Source organism: Pseudomonas sp. OA65 (assembly GCF_017498305.1).
In the GTDB taxonomy this organism is placed as follows: domain Bacteria; phylum Pseudomonadota; class Gammaproteobacteria; order Pseudomonadales; family Pseudomonadaceae; genus Aquipseudomonas; species Aquipseudomonas zanjanensis.
The window spans coordinates 156,037-174,712 of the sequence record NZ_JAGDEZ010000004.1 but is presented as its reverse complement, the minus strand read 5'-3'; the positions used below and the strand labels follow the sequence as shown (position 1 = coordinate 174,712).

The window sequence follows — 18,676 nt, the reverse complement described above, 5'->3', positions numbered from 1 at the left end:
ATAGCGATGTGTGTGTCGACATAGCTGTTGAATGAACCACTGCCATCGCGGGCAAGCCTTGCTCCCACATCTCAATAGGTGGTGTTCTTCATGGCCTCATATCCACTCTCTAGACAGATGTCCGCCTTCATCGACAAAACCCTGAGCTTCACCGCCCCGGACGACAGCCTCGCCGGTTCGCGCCAGGCCTACAGCCAGATGTGCCGGGCGTTTACCCCACCGCGTCCGCCAACGCTCGTGGTGGAGGATTTGCAGTTGGCCGGCGTGGCCATCCGGGCCTATCACCCGCGCAGTGCGCCGCCGCTCGCCGGCTGGCCGTGCATTCTCTACCTGCACGGTGGCGGTTGGGTGGTGGGGGACCTGGATTCTCATGACTTCATCTGCATGGAACTGGCGGCTGAGCTTGGCGCGTTGGTAGTGGCGGTGGATTACCGGCTGGCCCCGGAGCATCCGTTTCCGGCCGCGTTCGAAGATTGCCTCGCGGTGTGGCATCACTTGGCGGACACCCCGTTTGCCATCGACCCGCGTCGCCGGGCGGTGGCCGGTGACAGTGCCGGCGGCAACCTCGCCGCTGCGTTGTGCCTGGCCTTGCGCGATGCCGGGCAGCCGTTGCCCCGGGCCCAGATGTTGATCTACCCGGTGCTCGGCGGCCCCGCCGATTTGCCGTCGCGTCACGAATGCTCCGATGCCCCGCTCCTGAGCAGCCGCGACCTGGAGCGCTATGAGGCGCTGTACCTTGGTCGCTTGCAGTCCACGTCGTACGCTGCACCGTTGCTCGCCGATAACCTGAGCGACTTGCCGCCGGCGCTGATCGCCGTAGCCCAATGGGATCCTTTGCGCGACGACGGCATCCTTTATGGCGAGCGGCTGAATGCCGCAGGGGTGGACGCCGCGCTGTATGTCGGCACAGGGCTGATCCACGGTTGCCTGCGTGGCCGGGGCCAGGTGCCAGAGGTCGATCAGCTGTATCGCACGCTGCTGGCGTTCCTGGCTGACACGCTTTGACTGCGCAGGGGCATGCTCATTAAGGCGATTCGGGTTTATGATGCCGGACGGCAGACTAAATAGAAGTCCCCACAGGGATGACTCGACCCCTTACGGAGCGCGCAATGCAGACTTTGTACCCGCAGATCAAACCCCATGCCCGGCACGATCTGGCTGTCGATGACACCCACACGCTCTATGTCGATGAAAGCGGTTCCCCGGAAGGCCTGCCGGTGGTGTTCATTCACGGTGGCCCGGGGGCTGGCTGCGATGCGCAGAGCCGGCGCTACTTCGATCCGAACCTTTACCGTATCGTCACCTTCGACCAGCGCGGTTGCGGTCGCTCCACCCCCCACGCCAGCCTGGAAAACAACACCACCTGGGATCTGGTCGAAGACCTTGAGCGCATCCGCAAGCACCTGGGCATCGAAAAGTGGGTGCTGTTCGGCGGTTCCTGGGGCTCGACCCTGGCCCTGGCCTACGCCCAGACCCATCCGGAGCGGGTGCATGGCCTGATCCTTCGTGGGATCTTTCTCTGCCGTCCGCAGGAAATCGAGTGGTTCTACCAGGCCGGCGCCAGTCGCCTGTTTCCCGACTATTGGCAGGACTACATCGCGCCGATTCCGTTGGATGAGCGCGACGACCTGCTCAGCGCTTTCCACAAGCGCCTGACCGGCAACGACCAGATCGCCCAGATGCACGCGGCCAAGGCCTGGTCCACCTGGGAGGGTCGTACCGCGACCCTGCGTCCGAACCCGCTGGTGGTCGATCGCTTCTCCGAGCCGCAGCGAGCGCTGTCGATCGCCCGGATCGAATGCCACTACTTCACCAACAACGCGTTCCTCGAACCCAACCAGTTGATTCGCGACATGGGCAAGATCGCCCATTTGCCGGGCGTCATCGTGCATGGTCGCTACGACGTCATCTGTCCGCTGGACAATGCCTGGGAATTGCATCAGAACTGGCCCAACAGTGAGTTGCAGGTGATTCGCGACGCCGGTCATGCAGCCTCGGAGCCGGGCATCACCGATGCGCTGGTGCGCGCCGCTGCGCAAATGGCCCGGCGCCTGCTCGACCTGCCGCCCGAAGAAGCATGAAGGGCCTGTTGCAACGTGTGCGCGGCGCACGGGTCGAAGTAGCCGGTGAGATCGTCGGGGCCGTAGACCAAGGCTTGCTGGTGTTGGTGGCCGTCGAGCCCGGGGATACCCGGGCCAGCGCCGACAAACTCCTGCACAAGCTGCTTAACTATCGTGTGTTCAGCGACGCCGAGGGCAAGATGAACCTGTCCCTCGTGGATGTCGGCGGTGGGCTGCTGCTGGTGTCGCAGTTCACCTTGGCGGCGGACACCAAAAGCGGCCTGCGTCCAAGTTTTTCCACGGCCGCGCCTCCGGCCTTGGGCGAAGAGCTGTTCAACTATTTGCTGGCCCAGGCGAAACAGGTGCATGGCACTGTGGCATCAGGTAGATTCGGCGCCGACATGCAGGTGCATCTGGTCAATGATGGTCCGGTAACCTTCCTGTTACAGTCCTGAAAGCGTTTGAAACATCTTTTCGGTTCTGTTTCGAGGCTAAACAGGGAGTTTTCTCGATAAATACTTTGCTACCCCTGATGCGTTGTCACGCGGGCTACTAGATAATCGCGCGCTACGGGGGATCAGCGTTCGCTGGTCCATTTGACTTTAGGTAGAGACTTGTCCTGAACCGTTTGGGGAATCATTTTGCCCCGTCGGAGTCGGAACAATGCTCGCCAACTTGGCAAGAGTGGTCGGCAGGGACGGTTTTTCAGCGCCGTTACCGTGCAGATACTTTATCTGGCCGTTGGTTTTTTGATCAGTTTTCGGCGAGGGTTGCTCGTGATTGTTAGTCCCTGTAATGCACCAAAAATGACTGCCAAACGGCTTAGACGCGCCATGGTAGCGGGCTCGGCCCTGCTGTGCCTGCTCGGCGCGGGCCAACTGTGGGCATTCAGCCTGGATGATGTATCGGCGAAGGCACAAGAACTGGCCGGGCAGAAATTCGAAGCCCCGCGCAGCAATTTGCCGAACGAATTCCGCGAAATGAAGTTCGCCGATTATCAGAAAATCCGTTTCCGCACCGAAAAAGCGGAATGGGCCGACCAGAAGACCCCGTTCCGGCTGTCCTTCTATCACCAGGGCATGCATTTCGACACCCCGGTGAAGATCAACGAAATCACCGCGACCACCGTCGACGAGATCAAGTACGACCCGACACGGTTCGATTTCGGCGACGTGAAGTTCGATCCCAAGGCCACGGAACAGCTGGGTTACGCCGGTTTCCGCGTGTTGTACCCGATCAACAAGGCCGACAAGCAAGACGAAATCATGACCATGCTGGGCGCGAGTTATTTCCGCGTCATCGGCAAGGGCCAGGTCTACGGCTTGTCCGCGCGTGGCATGGCCATCGACACCGCCTTGCCATCCGGTGAAGAGTTCCCACGCTTTCGCGAGTTCTGGATCCAGCGTCCGAAACCAACCGACAAGCACCTGGTGATCTTCGCCCTGCTGGATTCGCCACGGGCCACTGGCGCTTATCGCCTGACCGTGCGTCCGGGCACCGACACCGTTGTCGACGTGAAATCCCGGGTGTTCCTGCGCGATCGCGTCAACAAACTGGGTATCGCCCCGTTGACCAGCATGTTCCTGTTCGGCGCCAACCAGCCGTCCAAGGTGCTCAACTACCGTCGTGAACTCCACGATTCCAGCGGCCTGTCCATCCATGCCGGCAACGGCGAGTGGATCTGGCGTCCGCTGAATAACCCGAAACACTTGGCCGTGAGCAACTTCTCGGTAGAAAACCCGCGTGGTTTCGGCCTGCTGCAACGGGGTCGTGACTTCAGCCACTACGAAGATCTGGATGACCGTTACGAGAAACGGCCAAGCGCCTGGATCGAACCGAAGGGCGATTGGGGCAAGGGCTCCGTCGACCTGGTCGAGATCCCGACCGCCGACGAAACCAACGACAACATCGTTGCGTTCTGGAGCCCGGAAAAGCTGCCTGAGCCAGGCCAGCCGCTGGACTTCGCCTACCGTCTGCACTGGACCCTCGACGAAGCCAACCTGCACTCGCCAGACAGCGCCTGGGTCAAGCAGACCCTGCGTTCCACCGGTGACGTGAAGCAGTCCAACCTGATCCGTCAACCGGACGGCAGCGTGGCTTATCTGGTGGATTTCGAAGGGCCGTCCCTGCAAGCGCTGCCTGAAGACGCCGAAGTGCGTAGCCAGGTGAGCGTTGGCGACAACGGCGAGATCGTTGAGAACAGCGTGCGCTACAACCCTGAAACCAAGGGCTGGCGCCTGACGCTGCGACTGAAGATCAAGGACCCGAAACAGGCCACCGAGATGCGTGCGGCACTGGTTCGTCCGTTGACGCCTGTCGAAGCCCCGGCCGCTTCGCATTCCGCGACCACGACCCTGGCCAAGGCTGACAAGATCGCCCGCCAGCAGACTGAAAAAGAGCTCGCCAAAGAAAAAGCGCAAGACGAAGCCAAGGCTGTCCAAGCGGACACCGCTGCTGTTGAACCGACCCCAACCCAGCAGGAACCGGAACCGACTGAACAAGTCCTGACCGAGACCTGGAGCTATCAGTTGCCAGCCGATGAGTAATACTCCAGTACAGCCAGAGACGCTCAGTGAGTACCTGGCCCACTTGCCCATGACTGACGAGCAGCGCGCCGAATTGGCGGGCTGCAAGTCCTTCAGCGAATTGCACGAACGCCTGTCGTCTTCGACGTTCGACGCACCCGGCGAGGCAGCGCAAGCCTCGGTGGGCCGCCGGTTGACCCTGAGCACCGCCGAAGAGCTCGAAGAGGCCGAAATGCTGGGGCTCGACGCCAGTGGCCGGGTGTGCCTGAAAGCGACGCCGCCGATTCGCCGGACCAAAGTCGTGCCGGAGCCGTGGCGCACCAATATCCTGGTGCGTGCCTGGCGGCGCCTGACCGGTCGCACCAACCCGCCGAAGCCGCCCAAGGATGAGCGCGTGCTGCCCCATGCACGCTGGCGTACCGTGGGTTCGATCCGCCGCTACATCCTGCTGATCCTGATGCTCGGCCAAACCATTGTTGCCGGCTGGTACATGAAAGGCATCATGCCGTACCAGGGCTGGTCGTTCGTCGATCTGGAAGAAGTCCTGCACCAACCGCTGTTGCAGACGGCCACGCAAGTGCTGCCGTATGCGTTGCAAACCAGCATCCTGATTCTGTTCGGGATCCTGTTCTGCTGGGTTTCGGCAGGTTTCTGGACAGCGCTGATGGGCTTTCTCGAATTGCTCACCGGCCACGACAAATACCGCATCTCCGGCGCCAGCGCCGGCAACGAGCCGATTCCCAAGGACGCCCGCACCGCGTTGGTGATGCCGATCTGCAACGAAGACGTGCCGCGGGTGTTCGCCGGTTTGCGCGCGACCTTCGAGTCGGTGGCTGCCACCGGTGATCTGGATCGCTTCGACTTCTTCGTGCTCAGTGACAGTAACGAAACCGATATCTGCGTGGCCGAACAGCAAGCCTGGCTGGACGTCTGCCGTGAAGCCGGGGGCTTCGGCAAGATTTTCTACCGTCGTCGTCGCCGTCGTGTGAAACGCAAGAGCGGTAACCTCGACGATTTCTGCCGTCGTTGGGGCAGTGACTACAAGTACATGGTCGTGCTCGACGCGGACTCGGTGATGAGCGGCGAATGCCTGACCAGCCTGGTGCGCCTGATGGAAGCCACGCCGGACGCCGGCATCATCCAGACCGCGCCACGGGCTTCGGGCATGGACACGCTGTATGCGCGCATGCAGCAGTTCGCCACACGGGTGTACGGTCCGTTGTTCACCGCCGGTTTGCACTTCTGGCAGTTGGGTGAATCCCATTACTGGGGTCACAACGCGATCATCCGCATGAAGCCGTTCATCGATCACTGCGCCTTGGCGCCGTTGCCGGGTAAAGGTGCGTTCTCGGGCGCGATCCTCTCCCACGACTTCGTCGAAGCCGCGCTGATGCGCCGTGCCGGCTGGGGCGTGTGGATTGCCTATGACCTGCCGGGCAGCTACGAAGAGCTGCCGCCGAACCTGCTGGACGAACTCAAGCGTGACCGTCGCTGGTGCCACGGCAACCTGATGAACTTCCGGCTGTTTCTGGTCAAGGGCATGCACCCGGTGCACCGTGCAGTGTTCCTGACCGGCGTGATGTCCTACCTCTCGGCGCCGCTGTGGTTCTTCTTCCTGGTGCTGTCCACCGCGCTGCTGGCGGTGAACACGCTGATGGAGCCGCAGTACTTCCTCGAGCCACGCCAGCTGTATCCGCTGTGGCCGCAATGGCATCCGGAAAAAGCCATCGCCTTGTTCTCGACGACCATTGTGTTGCTGTTCCTGCCCAAGCTGCTGAGCATCGTGCTGATCTGGGCCAAAGGCGCGAAAGAATTCGGTGGCAAGTTCAAGGTAACCATGTCGATGTTGCTGGAGATGCTGTTCTCCATGCTGCTGGCGCCGGTGCGGATGATCTTCCACACCCGTTTCGTCCTTGCCGCTTTCCTGGGCTGGGCCGCGACCTGGAACTCGCCGAAACGTGACGACGACTCCACGCCCTGGAGCGAAGCGGTCAAACGCCACGGTCCGCAAACCTTGCTGGGCTTCTTCTGGGCCTTGCTGGTGATCTGGCTGAACCCGAGCTTCCTGTGGTGGCTGGTGCCGATCGTCGGGTCGCTGATCCTGTCGATCCCAGTGTCGGTGATCTCCAGTCGCGTGGGCCTGGGCTTGAAATCCCGTGATGAGAGCTTGTTCCTGATTCCCGAGGAATACGCACCGCCCCAGGAACTGCTGTCGACGGACCAGTACACCCATGAGAACCGTTGGCACGCGCTGAACGACGGTTTCATTCGGGCGGTGGTCGATCCACAACAGAACGCCTTGGCGTATGCATTGGCGACCTCGCGTCACGGTAAGGCCGAGCCGATTGAGTGGCTGCGGGTCGAACGTGTTCGTCACGCTTTGAAGGTCGGCCCTGCCGGTCTCAATAACGCTGAGCGGCTGGCCTTGCTGAGCGACCCGGTGGCCTTGTCCCGCTTGCATGAGCAGGTCTGGAGCGAGGCGCATCCCGAGTGGCTGGCGGCATGGCGTGAGTCGGTGAAGGCCGATCCTCATGCGCCGTTGCTGCCGCTACAGCCAGTGAGCGTACAGCCTCAAGTGGCATGACGAAGAGCCCCGCTAACCAGCGGGGCTTTTTGTTTGTGCTCGGTCAGTCACAGGTCAATTGCTAATAAGAACTACTTCGGATACGGAAAGCACTTTGCGTAAACCTGTATTCGCCTTGGTCAAATATTCTCCTTTGTTTGTCAAAATTTTTTTTGTGAAAAACTCGATTTCTTGGAGTCGTCGAGGAAATAGGTAAGGAAGCTGGAGGTTCTCGGGGGCTGATAGGTATTGGCGAACGACTACTGCGCCCAACAATAAAGTCACGGTGACCACTGTGGTATGGCTTCAATGGATTCCGAATTCGGGGCAGTTGAGCTCGTTTATGCAGCAAAGCACCAAAACCACTCACCGTGCCAATCGCCGCCAGCGCCACCAGGGCGATCAGGAGCGGGTCATTGACGGGTGATTCAGGATGATGCTCCTCCATTCGGTTCAGCACTATATAGCTGACGGTGCCTGCGAAGGCGCTGGTGGCTGCCACTACTTTGGCGGCGCGCCCGAATTTGGCGCCAGCGACAAATGGAAGCCGTCGTACCAGCGCTTTAGGAGCAAGAAACGGAAGTACATAGCTTCCGCCGAACTCCATCAGCCCGTTTGCAAACCACAGCAACCCATGCGGAATCCGTCCCGTGGGATCCGTACGATTAATGGGGTCTCCCTGACAATATGCATAACAGTTCAGTCCTCCGTCTCCAAAGGGGCTCAAGCTGTCAGGGCTGTTAAAACGCATCAGAACAGGATTGAACGCACGGTGCCCGTTTCCCAGCAAGTAGCAACCCGTAATCGTATCGTTCCGTTCGCCGTTGAAAGCCAGAAGGCTGCTCAGGCCCCCTTGAGCGGTGCGATGACCATAAGGCGTATAGGTTGAAGTGCCGTCGCTGCTCTGCAGCACCGATCGATGCTTGTCGGTCAGCAGGAGTGATGTACGCGGGGTGTTTCCTCCGTGGCTTTCCGCCAGCAAGACATCCAAGGTCTGAAAAACCTGATACTGAAAGGACCCATGGATTTCTGTAGCGAGCCGATCTGATAGATAGAAGCGGTCACGACGGGGTTGGTTGGCAGGCACGCAGCCAACCAGACGATCGAGAGCATCGTATAGATACTGGACTAATAGTCTGTCAGCAGTGTTCGACATCAATTTTCGTCCAGGAAATAGACAACTCATTCAGTCTCGGCCGGAATGAGAATGTTGTCTACTATCAGAACTGATAGGTTTTTTAGCGTGCTCGGCGTGTACGAGAATAAGTGTCAAGCGCCTTCACTGAAAGGTGACAGGTTGTAACTTTTTTAATAGTTTATCTTCTGCTTGGTAAAGGAATACAAATTATTGCTGCGAGATATTTTGAAATGCGGATTGGGCTGTTGGGTGTGTTGCGAGTAGGCGCGCTTGAAGGCGAGTTGTGATAGCAATGCTTTAACCTATAAAGTAGATAATTGTTCGAATATCTACGTTACAAAAAATACCGTCATAAGTATCGGCTTGGTCCGTCTGTTAAGAGTGGGAAATATTTAGATAGCTTGTTGCGGGTATGTCAACTTTACATGTGGGCGCCTGGTTATTAAGGTTCGGTTCGTCAAGGAAGGCAGTCCTGGATCAAGGTCGAACTAGATATTGAAATTATCCAATAGGAAGCCCGATGAGTCTTATGTCTGATTACAAAAACCAGAGCCTGACTGAACATGAAGTTTTTGGGTTGTCGGCACAATATAATCTTGCCGATGGTCATAGCTACATTTCTGCGAAAACGCATTTTAGCAGTGTGTTGCCTGAGTTGCCTGACTTATGGAGTTCAGCGGTCGAGACGCCTATTCCGCAAATGGAGATGGCGTTCAAAGACATTTTCGCCGATTATTTCGCGCTGCCTGGTTTAAAAAACCATAAACATTTTTCGGTCTGCCCTACCGCGTCAAACAGCATAGACATAGTGGGAGCATGGGCGCGATCAAAGCAGTTAAAAATAGGCCTTGTCGAACCCACCTTTGACAACCTCGCCCAGTTGCTTAGGCGTAGGGAAGTCGAGCTTCAAGCTGTTCCAGAAAACGTATTTTCAGACTTGGGTTTGCTGGAAAGGCTTATTCAGGACAAAAAGCTTGACGCTTTGTTTATGGTCAATCCCAATAACCCTACAGGTTTCGTCATTGATGCAGTCATGATGAGAAATATTGTGGAGCTCTGCCATCGGCTCAATATAATTTTAATTCTCGATACCTCTTTTCGGTTCTGTCACAAAACCGCTATCGACGAATATGCACTCCTGGTTGAAAAGGGAGCGTCATTTATCATTCTGGAGGATACCGGTAAGCAATGGCCAACATTGGATGCCAAGGCCAGCCTGCTGTCATATAGCAAGAATCTGGCACAGGAAATCAGAGCCATCTACGAAGAAATTTATCTTTGCTGTTCCAATTTTGTACTGAGAGTGATCATTGCATTTATCGAGGCGACGCTAAAAAGAGGGGGGCTTTCGTATGTGCACTCGATTGTTACCCAAAATGCAGAAATAGTACGTTCCCAGCTAGCAGGAACACGGGTCAGTGTTGATTCGCCGCATTCGTATTCGGGCATGACGGTTATGTGGCTTAACATAAAACGAACTGGGCTTTCGGATCTTGAATTAACTGACTACCTTGCAACTTATGACGTGGCCGTGTTGCCGGGGAGATATTTCTATTGGGACAGTCATGAGGTCGCAGGGCACGACCGTATAAGAATTGCGCTTTTGAAACCTGATGGCCAATTCAAGTTTTCGCTCTCGCGCTTGAGACAGGCCCTACTCGAGCTTGAATCGGCCAAAGACTACAATAATTGTGTAGAGAAGATTTCGGAATGAGAAAGGTCCTGGTAACTGGGGATTTTGATATTGACAAAGCGGTATTTCCAGACAGCATTGAGCTCATCCATATTAGACGTCCTATTGATGAGCGGCAAATTTTAGAGGTGTTACCCGATGTGCACGACTATATTTTAGGTGGGCCGGAATACCTGTCTGCGGAGCTGATTGACGCCGCCACTCGGTTAGAGAATATTGTTGTAATGGGAACAGGCACCTCCAGTTTCGTGGACGTGAAGTGTGTTTCCGATAAAGGCATAAAATTAGCCAATACCCCCAACCTAAACGTGCAGGCGGTGGTTGAATTTACATTGGCAATGATTGTCCTCTGTTCGGCAAGGGTTTTTGAAAGCGCTGAAAGTGTAAAGGCCGGCAACGCTTGGATACAGGCACCCAGGCGATCATTGTTGAATCTCAAAGTTGGCTTCGTTGGCATGGGATCGATTGCAAGTGAGGTGGCATATCAGCTTCATATGCGTGGATCCGCAAATATGCGCTATTGGTCCAGGAAGCGGAAGGAACCGCTGGAAAAGTCATTGGGCTTGCACTATACCTCTCTCGGTGATCTGGTCAGCACCGTTGACGTTTTATGCATTCATCTTAGTGGTTGTGCCGAAACCTTCAATCTTATCGATGAATCGGTGTTGGCCTGCGCGTCAACGGGGCTGATGATATTGAATTTGTCCAACCCAAAAATTATCTGCCCGCGTGCGCTCAAGACTTACCTCAATCGCAATGCGGATGCATTTTGTTTTATAGATGGCTACTACAACGAATGGGTGGCTAACAAGGGCCAATATGATGATCCCTATGGTTTGCTCTCATTACCCTCAAAAAAAATGGTGGTCACTTCGCATTTGGCGGCACAGGAGCAAGTAACTGTTAAAAATATTTTTCTTCAGGCTGTGAAAACTCTTCATTGTATCAGTGGGCGTTAAGTTCAATGGCCTTTCATTTGAATGGCTTTAAAACGTTCGCATGCGGCGTGATGTTTTATTGCCCCTTTATGAGGTGTTCGGGTGGCGAGCACTCACTTTCTCCAGGAAAGTGAGTGTTCAGTCAAGCATTTACTTACTTTAGTTCGTTGTGGCTGGATTTTGAACCTAAGTATTGAGCAAACCTAAGTAAATAGCCATCTGGGTCTAATATGAGGAAATTGCTTTGACCTTGAAGCAAATCATTTTCTTTGTACCAACATTCTTCTATCGGTTTATGCAACTTGTATCCCGAAACCATTAATGATTTTGCTAACGCTCTGACATCAGGGCAATCAATCGAGAGGTTCATTCCGCGTCCATAAGGTTTTTGTAGCGGGCCCACACGCCATGGCGATTCTTTGCGATCGTCTTGCTCCAGCATTAACTGGCTGCCGTGATAGGAAATGAATATAAAGCCGTCGTTCGGTCTTTCATACTCAACGCTGAATCCGATGACCTTGCAATAAAAACTTGAGCTTGCCTTGATGTCGGACACAATCAGTTCAGGTATAAGCTTGTTAAAGGCGACCATAATTCCTCTTCCGTGAAGAATGTTTCATTAGTTAATGGAGGTGCCATTCTGTCGTGAACGCTAGAAAAGTCCAATCGATTTTTCTGATGCGTTCGTCATTTTTATGATGGCAGCGATCATTTGACGATATGTGGCAGTTATAAATTATGTCTGAAGTTAAAGTAGGCAGGCGGCCAAGCAGCGAGGGTTGTTTAACGATAATTAAACCAGCAGTGGCGCATGTCGAATATCACTTATCGATAAAGCAGTGCTCTCAGCTCCGATAGGGACTGATGCACTGCTTCATGCATTCTGTGTTTGGAAAAACCAGCTAAGCGGCCATTCGTTATAAAAGCCACTACGCCTCTAAACTTTGAACCGCCCCACCAGCGTCTGCAGGTGAACGCCCAGCCGCGCCAATTCCGCGCTCGAAGCAGCAGTCTCCTCACTGGACGCCGCCGTTTGCTCCGACACATCACGCACATTCAGCACACTACGATTAATCTCCTCAGCCACCGCACTCTGCTGCTCGGCCGCTGCGGCAATTTGCTGATTCATCGACTGGATCGCCGAAACCGTCCGAGTGATGTTCTCCAACGAGCTCCCCGCACGACGGGTCAGTTGGACGCTGCTGTCGGTCAGGCTACGGCTGTTGTCCATGATGGTCGCGACCTGTTCGGTACCGGTCTGCAGGCCCACGATCAGTTCTTCAATCTCTTCGGTGGATTTCTGGGTGCGCTGGGCCAGGCTACGGACCTCGTCGGCCACCACGGCGAAGCCCCGACCGGCTTCGCCGGCACGGGCTGCCTCGATGGCTGCGTTGAGGGCCAGCAGGTTGGTCTGCTGGGCCACGGACTTGATCACGTCCAGGACGCTGCCGATCTTGTCGCTTTCACGCTTCAAATCGCCCATGGCGGCGGTGGAGTTGCCTACTTCCTTGGCCAGGCGCTCGATCTGGGCGATGGCTTCGCCAACGACCTTGTCGCCTTCACGGGCTTGCTGGTCGGCGGCGACGGCGGCTTCGGACGCTTCCTCGGCGTTGCGCGCCACTTCCTGCACCGTGGCGGTCATTTCGTGCATGGCGGTGGCGACCTGATCGGTTTCCACTTTTTGGCTGTTGACCCCGGCGCTGGTCTGTTCGGTCACGCTTGAGAGTTGTTCAGCGGCGCTGGCGATCTGGGTAACGCCTTCGCCGATGCCACCGATCAATTGCCGCAGGCCGACGGTCATGCTTTGCATGGCACGTTGCAGTTGGCCGAGTTCGTCGCGGCGCTCGGAGGAGAGATTGTGGGTCAGGTCGCCAGCGGCGACGCGCTCTGCCACCTTCAGGGTCTGATCCAGCGGGCCGACGATCTGCCGCGTAATGAGCAGGGCGGCGATCACGCCAAACAGTAGCGCTAGGGCGGCGGCTGCGATCAGGACGCTCTTGGCCTGGGCGGTGTCGTGGTCGCGCACGGCGGTCTGGGACACGGTGAGCTTCTGGCTGGAATCGATCAGTACCTGGCCCTGCTGACTCATGCTCTGCAATGCGGCGCCGTTATCAAGTTGGGAATCGCGGAACTGGCTGACCGCCGCACGATAGATGTTCATCGAGTCGCTGGCCTGTTGGAGCTTGTCGGCATGTTCTTCGGGCAACTGCGCCGGCAAGCGCGCCAAGAGTTTCAAGACATCGGTGATTGCATCGATGGCCGGTTGTTGGGCCTCGCTTTTACCGCTGTAGGTGTAGCCGCGAACCTGATAACGCGCCTGTTGGATGGCCTTGCTCAAGGTCACGATGCTGTTGAACTGGGTGATGTCGCCACCTTGCAGCAGCGCTTTTTCCACTTCGGCGACCCGGGCCACGGTGTTGTCGGCGCTGGCACCCAGCTTGCTGCGGGCATCTTCGCGGCTGACGGTGGCGCTGGTCATCTGGGCGAAGGCGCTTTTGTATTCGGCGACGGCGGCCAGTTGCTGGTCGATCAATGCAACATCGGCTGGCTGTTCGATCAACTCGCGAGCGGTTTTCAGCCCGGCTTCGAGTTTGCCAAGCAGGTCGTTGACCTGTTGCGGCCCTTTTTCGCCCCGCGTGGTGTTGTAGTCGATGCTGGCCAGGTTCAAGTCCTTGCTCAAGTCATTGAGACTGGCAATGAACCCCAGCTTATCGCCCCGGCTGATGACATTGCCCAGGCCGGACCAACCGGTGAACGCAATCATCAAGGTGAGGAGCAGCACCAGGCCAAAGCCTGCGCCGAGTTTGCGGTTAACGCTTACATTTCCCAGACCCTGGGCAAGCCACCCGAACATGCTGATACTCCCTTGGAGCGCTGATTTGGTTTTATGGGGACTGTATCGGCGGCTTTGGTGGGATCTGTAGGAACTGCTGGAGATTTCGTGGCGAGGGAGCTTGCTCCCGCTCGGCTGCGAAGCAGTCGTAAATCTGGAGAGTGTTGGTGGCCGCTTCGCGACCAAGCGGGAGCAAGCTCCCTCGCCACAAGATCAACGAGGGGTCAGAACAACCGTGCAAGCAGCGCCGTAACCGCGGTCTCCACCCGCAGGATCCGCTCGCCCAGCTGCACCGGTTGCAAGCCGGCCTTGCTCAGCAGGTCGATCTCGTAGGGGATCCAACCGCCTTCGGGGCCGATGGCCAAGGTCACTGGTTCCGTGAGCGCTCGCGGGCAGGGCGGGTGGTTGCCTGGGTGGCCGACCAGCCCGAGGGTTCCGTCCACAAGGGCCGGCAGGCGGTCTTCGACGAAGGGCTTGAAGCGTTTTTCAATGACGATTTCAGGCAGCACGCTGTCCCGAGCCTGTTCCAGGCCCAGGATCAATTGCTCACGAATCGCCTCGGGCTCCAGGAACGGCGTCTGCCAAAAGCTCTTTTCCACGCGATAGCTGTTGACCAGCACTACCCGCGGTACGCCCATGGTGGCGATGGTCTGGAACACGCGCCGGAGCATTTTCGGACGCGGCAGGGCGAGCACCAGGGTCAGCGGCAACTTGGCCGGTGGCGCCTGGTCGAGGATCACTTGCAGTTCGGCTTCCCGAGCTTCCAGGCGCAGCACCTGGGCTGTGCCCATCAACCCGCCGATGCGCCCGACCCGCAGGCTGTCGCCGACGGCGCTGCGGTGGACTTCCTGCATGTGGGTCAACCGGCGATCGCTCAGGATGACGCGGTCAGGCCCGATGAAATCGGCCTCTTCGAGCAGCAGCAGGTTCACGCTTGGGTCGCTGGCGGCTGATCGTTGTGGTCATCGACCGGTTGGTCCTCGGGGTCTTCCTGCCGACGTTTGCGCACCAGGCCGCCGAACAGGATGCCGATTTCGAACAGCAGCCACATCGGCACGGCCAGCAGGGTCTGGGAGAAGATATCCGGCGGGGTCAGGATCATGCCGACCACGAAGCAGCCGATGATCACGTAGGGGCGGATCTTCTTCAGGTAGGCAACGTCGACCACGCCGATCCATACCAGCAGCACCACCGCCACCGGGATTTCGAACGCCACGCCGAAGGCGAAGAACAACGTCATGACGAAATCCAGGTAGCTGCTGATGTCGGTCATCATTTCCACGCCCGCCGGGGTGGCGGCGGCGAAGAACTTGAAGATCAGCGGGAACACCAGGTAATAGGCGAAGGCCATGCCGGTGTAGAACAGCATGATGCTCGACACCAGCAGCGGCACGGCGATGCGTTTTTCATGCTTGTACAGGCCCGGTGCGATGAAGCCCCAGATCTGGTGCAGGATCACCGGGATCGCCAGGAACAGCGAGACCATCATCGTCAGCTTCAGTGGCGTCAGGAACGGCGACGACACGTCGGTGGCGATCATCGTCGCCCCTACCGGCAAGTACTGGCGCAGCGGCGTGGAGACGAAGGTATAGATCTGCTGGGTGAAGGAAAACAGCCCTGCGAAGATGATGAAAACCGCCGCGACGCAACGCAGCAGGCGGGTGCGCAACTCGGTGAGGTGCGATACCAGCGGCATCGGCTGGTCGTTTTCAGGGATATCGCTCATGGGGCTCGCGGCGGCAAAGTAGGGTCGTTAGGCGCAGGGGCAGCGGTGGGGGCTGTGTCCGCTACCGTCGGTGTCGCTGGCGCCGGTTCTGCCACCGGCACGCCGCTTTCTGGCGTTTGGGAAGCCATCGTCGGCTCGGACACAGGCTGGACCGGCGTCGGTTCCTGTTGGGTCGGCGTGAAGATTTTCCGCGCTTCCTGCTCCAGGGACAGAATATGTTCGTTGTGCAGTTGCCGACGGATGTCGTCGGCGCCGATTTCACGTTCAACTTCCTGTTTGATCGCATTGAAGCTGCGCTTCAGGCGCCCGATCCACAGACCGGCGGTGCGCGCAGCCCCCGGCAGACGCTCGGGGCCCAGTACCAGCAGGGCGACGAGGCCGACGAGCAGCAGTTCAGTGAAGCTGATCCCAAACATTAGTCAGTGCTCACGAGTCTTTGCGGATGGGCTCTTCGACTTTCTGGGCCTGCACGTCGATGGTATTCGGTGCATTCACAGGCTGGGTGGCCTGCGGGTGTACCGGTTGGGTCGGTTGTGCGGGCTGCGCTTGGGTGCTCGTCGGATCGGCCGGTTTCTCATCATCGTTCATGGCCTTGCGAAAACCCTTGATCGATTCGCCGACATCGGTGCCGAGGTTTTTCAGTTTCTTGGTGCCGAACACCAGCACCACGACGACCAGGATGACGACCCAGTGTTTCCAGTCAAAGATACCCATGTGGCTACTCCTCTCAAAAATTGATCAGGCGGACGGGCGCGAGGCTTTCTCGACGTGCCCGGATAGACCGAAACGACGGTCCAGTTCATCCAGTACGGCCTGCGGATGCTGCCCCAGTTGGGCCAGCATGACCAGGCTGTGGAACCACAGGTCGGCGGTCTCGTAGATCACGTCGCTGCAGTCGCCGCTGACAGCGGCGTCCTTGGCGGCGAGGATGGTCTCGATCGACTCTTCGCCCACTTTCTCCAGAATCTTGTTCAAGCCCTTGTGGTACAGGCTGGCGACATAGGAACTGTCGGCCGCGGCGCCCTTGCGCTCTTCCAGCACCTGGGCCAGGCGGGTCAGGGTGTCACTCATGGGTATGTCCTGAATAAATGGCATGCGGGTCCTTGAGCACCGGGTCGACGGTTTTCCAATCGCCGTTCTCGAAGACGCGATAAAAGCAGCTTTGACGGCCGGTGTGGCAGGCAATCTCGCCGACCTGCTCGACCATCAGGATGATGACGTCGCCGTCACAGTCCAGGCGCATCTCGTGCAGGTGCTGCACGTGGCCGGACTCTTCACCCTTGCGCCACAGCTTGCCACGGGAACGTGACCAATAGATGGCGCGGTTCTCGGCAGCGGTCAGGGCCAGTGCTTCGCGGTTCATCCAGGCCATCATCAATACGCGCCCGGTCTTGTGGTCCTGGGCGATGGCCGGCACCAGGCCGTCAGCGTCCCACTTGATCTCGTCCTGCCAGTTTTTCATCGTTGGTCCTGACGGCAGCGGCAAGCTTTAAGCTTCAAGCTGCAAGTAAAAGCGATTCTGTGTTGGGTTGAGCGATGGGTTCAACCGTTTTAGCTTGAGGCTTGCAGCTTATCGCTTGCAACTGATCCGTGCTATCGACGAACGACCAGATACAGACCGACCACCATCATGATACCGGCCGGCCAGTGGCCCAGTTGGCTCAGCGGCCCGCCGGTCGCCAGCACCGCGCCGCCACCCAGGTGAGCCGCGCCAAGCAGGCGCAACAGCCAGTCGTCCTTGCGTCGGTGCCACGGCGGCGGCGGGTCGTGGGCGTGGGGCTGGGACATGCGTTCGAGCAGGTCGCGGGTCATGTTGGCCAGGTGCGGGAGCTGCTCGAACTGGCTTTGCACGTTGCCCAGCAAGGTTTTTGGGCTGACGCGCTCGCGCATCCAGCGTTCGAGGAACGGCTGTGCGGTGTTCCACAGGTCGAGGTCCGGGTACAACTGGCGGCCGAGGCCTTCGATGTTCAGCAGGGTTTTTTGCAACAGCACCAACTGTGGCTGGACTTCCATGTTGAAGCGGCGCGCGGTCTGGAACAGGCGCATCAGCACTTGGCCGAAGGAAATATCTTTTAACGGTTTTTCGAAGATCGGTTCGCACACGGTGCGGATCGCCGCTTCGAATTCGTTGAGCTTGGTCTCGGCCGGCACCCAGCCCGAATCGATGTGCAGTTGCGCGACGCGACGGTAGTCGCGCTTGAAGAAGGCGAACAGGTTGCGGGCCAGGTAGTCCTGGTCTTCAGGGGTCAGGCTGCCGACGATGCCGCAGTCGATGGCAATGTACTGCGGGCTCCACGGCTGCACGGTGCTGACGAAGATGTTGCCCGGGTGCATGTCGGCGTGGAAGAAGCTGTCGCGGAACACCTGGGTGAAGAAGATTTCCACGCCGCGTTCGGCCAGCAGCTTCATGTCGGTGCGCTGGTCGGCCAGGGTCGCCAGGTCAGTCACCTGGATACCGTAAATGCGCTCCATCACCAGCACTTTCGGCCGGCACCAGTCCCAATAGACTTGCGGCACATAGAGCAGCGGCGAGCCCTCGAAGTTGCGGCGCAACTGGCTGGCGTTGGCGGCCTCGCGCAGCAGGTCGAGTTCGTCGTAGATGGTTTTTTCGTAATCCTGGACCACGTCCACCGGGTGCAACAGACGGGCATCGGCCGATAACCGCTCGGCGGCACGGGCGAGGATGAACAGCCACGCCAGGTCTTGGGCGATGATCGGCTTGAGGCCCGGGCGAATCACCTTCACCACCACCTCTTCGCCGCTCTTGAGCTGGGCGGCGTGAACCTGGGCCACGGAGGCCGAGGCCAGGGGTTCGACATCGAAACGGCTGAAGACTTCGCTGATCTTCTTGCCCAGCTGTTCCTCGATCAGTGCCACCGACAGCTTGGAATCGAACGGCGGCACTCGGTCTTGCAGCAGCATCAGTTCATCGGCGATGTCTTCGGGCAACAAGTCGCGACGGGTCGAGAGGATCTGCCCGAACTTGATGAAGATCGGTCCCAGGTCCTGCAGAGCCAGGCGCAAGCGCGCGCCGCGCGTCAGGTCCAGGGTTCGCCGGGGAAACCAGCGCCACGGCAGCACGAAACGCAGCGCCAGGAGAAACCAGGGCAGCGGCAGGGCGAACAGCAGGTCATCGAGGCGGTAGCGGATCACGACGCGCTGGATGCGCAACAAACGGCGGACGGCAAGCAGCTTCATGC

At 58.1% G+C, this 18,676-nt stretch carries 17 protein-coding genes; 7 read left to right on the top strand and 10 right to left on the bottom strand.

Features of this window, described 5'->3' with window-relative positions; translation table 11 throughout:
- The first annotated feature begins 90 nt into the window (after positions 1-90).
- The 5 genes from J3361_RS05105 to mdoH all read left to right on the top strand — a co-directional run bounded on the left by J3361_RS05105 (position 91) and on the right by mdoH (position 7,169).
- Positions 91-1,005 carry an alpha/beta hydrolase gene (locus tag J3361_RS05105; protein ID WP_207963017.1) on the top strand — a complete coding sequence of 305 codons (915 nt, stop codon included), beginning with the start codon at positions 91-93 and terminating at the stop codon, positions 1,003-1,005.
- A gap of 104 nt (positions 1,006-1,109) precedes the next feature.
- Positions 1,110-2,081, top strand: coding sequence for a prolyl aminopeptidase (gene pip / locus J3361_RS05100; RefSeq protein ID WP_003196909.1), 972 nt, complete (start codon positions 1,110-1,112; stop codon positions 2,079-2,081).
- A complete protein-coding gene (gene dtd, locus J3361_RS05095; protein ID WP_207963016.1) occupies positions 2,078-2,515 on the top strand; it encodes a D-aminoacyl-tRNA deacylase in 438 nt (145 codons plus the stop codon). The genes pip and dtd overlap by 4 nt, the downstream gene beginning before the upstream one ends.
- Positions 2,516-2,836: 321 nt before the next feature.
- Positions 2,837-4,606 carry a glucan biosynthesis protein G gene (locus J3361_RS05090; protein WP_347709616.1) on the top strand — a complete coding sequence of 590 codons (1,770 nt, stop codon included), beginning with the start codon at positions 2,837-2,839 and terminating at the stop codon, positions 4,604-4,606.
- Positions 4,599-7,169, top strand: a complete 2,571-nt coding sequence (gene mdoH, locus J3361_RS05085) for a glucans biosynthesis glucosyltransferase MdoH (RefSeq protein WP_207963013.1) — start codon at positions 4,599-4,601, stop codon at positions 7,167-7,169. The genes J3361_RS05090 and mdoH overlap by 8 nt, the downstream gene beginning before the upstream one ends.
- Positions 7,170-7,230: 61 nt before the next feature.
- Here mdoH and J3361_RS05080 read toward each other — a convergent pair whose 3' ends face one another.
- Positions 7,231-8,304 (bottom strand): RHS repeat-associated core domain-containing protein, encoded by a 1,074-nt coding sequence (locus J3361_RS05080; RefSeq protein WP_207963011.1) that lies wholly within the window; start codon positions 8,302-8,304, stop codon positions 7,231-7,233.
- A 511-nt stretch (positions 8,305-8,815) separates the two neighbouring features.
- Between J3361_RS05080 and J3361_RS05075 the strand changes: the two genes are divergently transcribed.
- Positions 8,816-10,000 carry an aminotransferase class I/II-fold pyridoxal phosphate-dependent enzyme gene (locus J3361_RS05075; protein WP_207963010.1) on the top strand — a complete coding sequence of 395 codons (1,185 nt, stop codon included), beginning with the start codon at positions 8,816-8,818 and terminating at the stop codon, positions 9,998-10,000.
- Positions 9,997-10,938 (top strand): NAD(P)-dependent oxidoreductase, encoded by a 942-nt coding sequence (locus J3361_RS05070; RefSeq protein WP_207963006.1) that lies wholly within the window; start codon positions 9,997-9,999, stop codon positions 10,936-10,938. The genes J3361_RS05075 and J3361_RS05070 overlap by 4 nt, the downstream gene beginning before the upstream one ends.
- Before the next feature lie 133 nt (positions 10,939-11,071).
- On the opposite strand, the gene J3361_RS05065 is transcribed toward J3361_RS05070, so the two are convergent.
- The 9 genes from J3361_RS05065 to ubiB form a co-directional block, all read right to left on the bottom strand.
- Positions 11,072-11,509 (bottom strand): VOC family protein, encoded by a 438-nt coding sequence (locus J3361_RS05065; RefSeq protein WP_207963004.1) that lies wholly within the window; start codon positions 11,507-11,509, stop codon positions 11,072-11,074.
- A 345-nt stretch (positions 11,510-11,854) separates the two neighbouring features.
- Complete coding sequence (locus J3361_RS05060; RefSeq protein WP_207963002.1) at positions 11,855-13,771, bottom strand: methyl-accepting chemotaxis protein; 1,917 nt, start codon at positions 13,769-13,771, stop codon at positions 11,855-11,857.
- A 203-nt stretch (positions 13,772-13,974) separates the two neighbouring features.
- On the bottom strand, positions 13,975-14,682 hold the full coding sequence (locus J3361_RS05055; RefSeq protein ID WP_207963000.1) for a 16S rRNA (uracil(1498)-N(3))-methyltransferase: 708 nt from the start codon (positions 14,680-14,682) through the stop codon (positions 13,975-13,977).
- Positions 14,679-15,476, bottom strand: coding sequence for a twin-arginine translocase subunit TatC (gene tatC, locus J3361_RS05050; RefSeq protein WP_207962999.1), 798 nt, complete (start codon positions 15,474-15,476; stop codon positions 14,679-14,681). The genes J3361_RS05055 and tatC overlap by 4 nt, the downstream gene beginning before the upstream one ends.
- Positions 15,473-15,892 carry a Sec-independent protein translocase protein TatB gene (gene tatB, locus J3361_RS05045; protein ID WP_207962994.1) on the bottom strand — a complete coding sequence of 140 codons (420 nt, stop codon included), beginning with the start codon at positions 15,890-15,892 and terminating at the stop codon, positions 15,473-15,475. Before tatB ends, tatC begins: the two co-directional genes overlap by 4 nt.
- 10 nt (positions 15,893-15,902) lie before the next feature.
- Positions 15,903-16,190, bottom strand: coding sequence for a twin-arginine translocase TatA/TatE family subunit (locus tag J3361_RS05040; RefSeq protein WP_207962993.1), 288 nt, complete (start codon positions 16,188-16,190; stop codon positions 15,903-15,905).
- 24 nt (positions 16,191-16,214) lie between these two features.
- Positions 16,215-16,547, bottom strand: a complete 333-nt coding sequence (locus tag J3361_RS05035; protein ID WP_186706101.1) for a phosphoribosyl-ATP diphosphatase — start codon at positions 16,545-16,547, stop codon at positions 16,215-16,217.
- Positions 16,540-16,938, bottom strand: a complete 399-nt coding sequence (gene hisI, locus J3361_RS05030; RefSeq protein ID WP_003196931.1) for a phosphoribosyl-AMP cyclohydrolase — start codon at positions 16,936-16,938, stop codon at positions 16,540-16,542. The genes J3361_RS05035 and hisI overlap by 8 nt, the downstream gene beginning before the upstream one ends.
- Before the next feature lie 131 nt (positions 16,939-17,069).
- Positions 17,070-18,674: a ubiquinone biosynthesis regulatory protein kinase UbiB gene (ubiB, locus tag J3361_RS05025; RefSeq protein ID WP_207962991.1), complete on the bottom strand. Its 1,605-nt coding sequence runs from the start codon at positions 18,672-18,674 to the stop codon at positions 17,070-17,072.
- Positions 18,675-18,676: the final 2 nt, after the last annotated feature.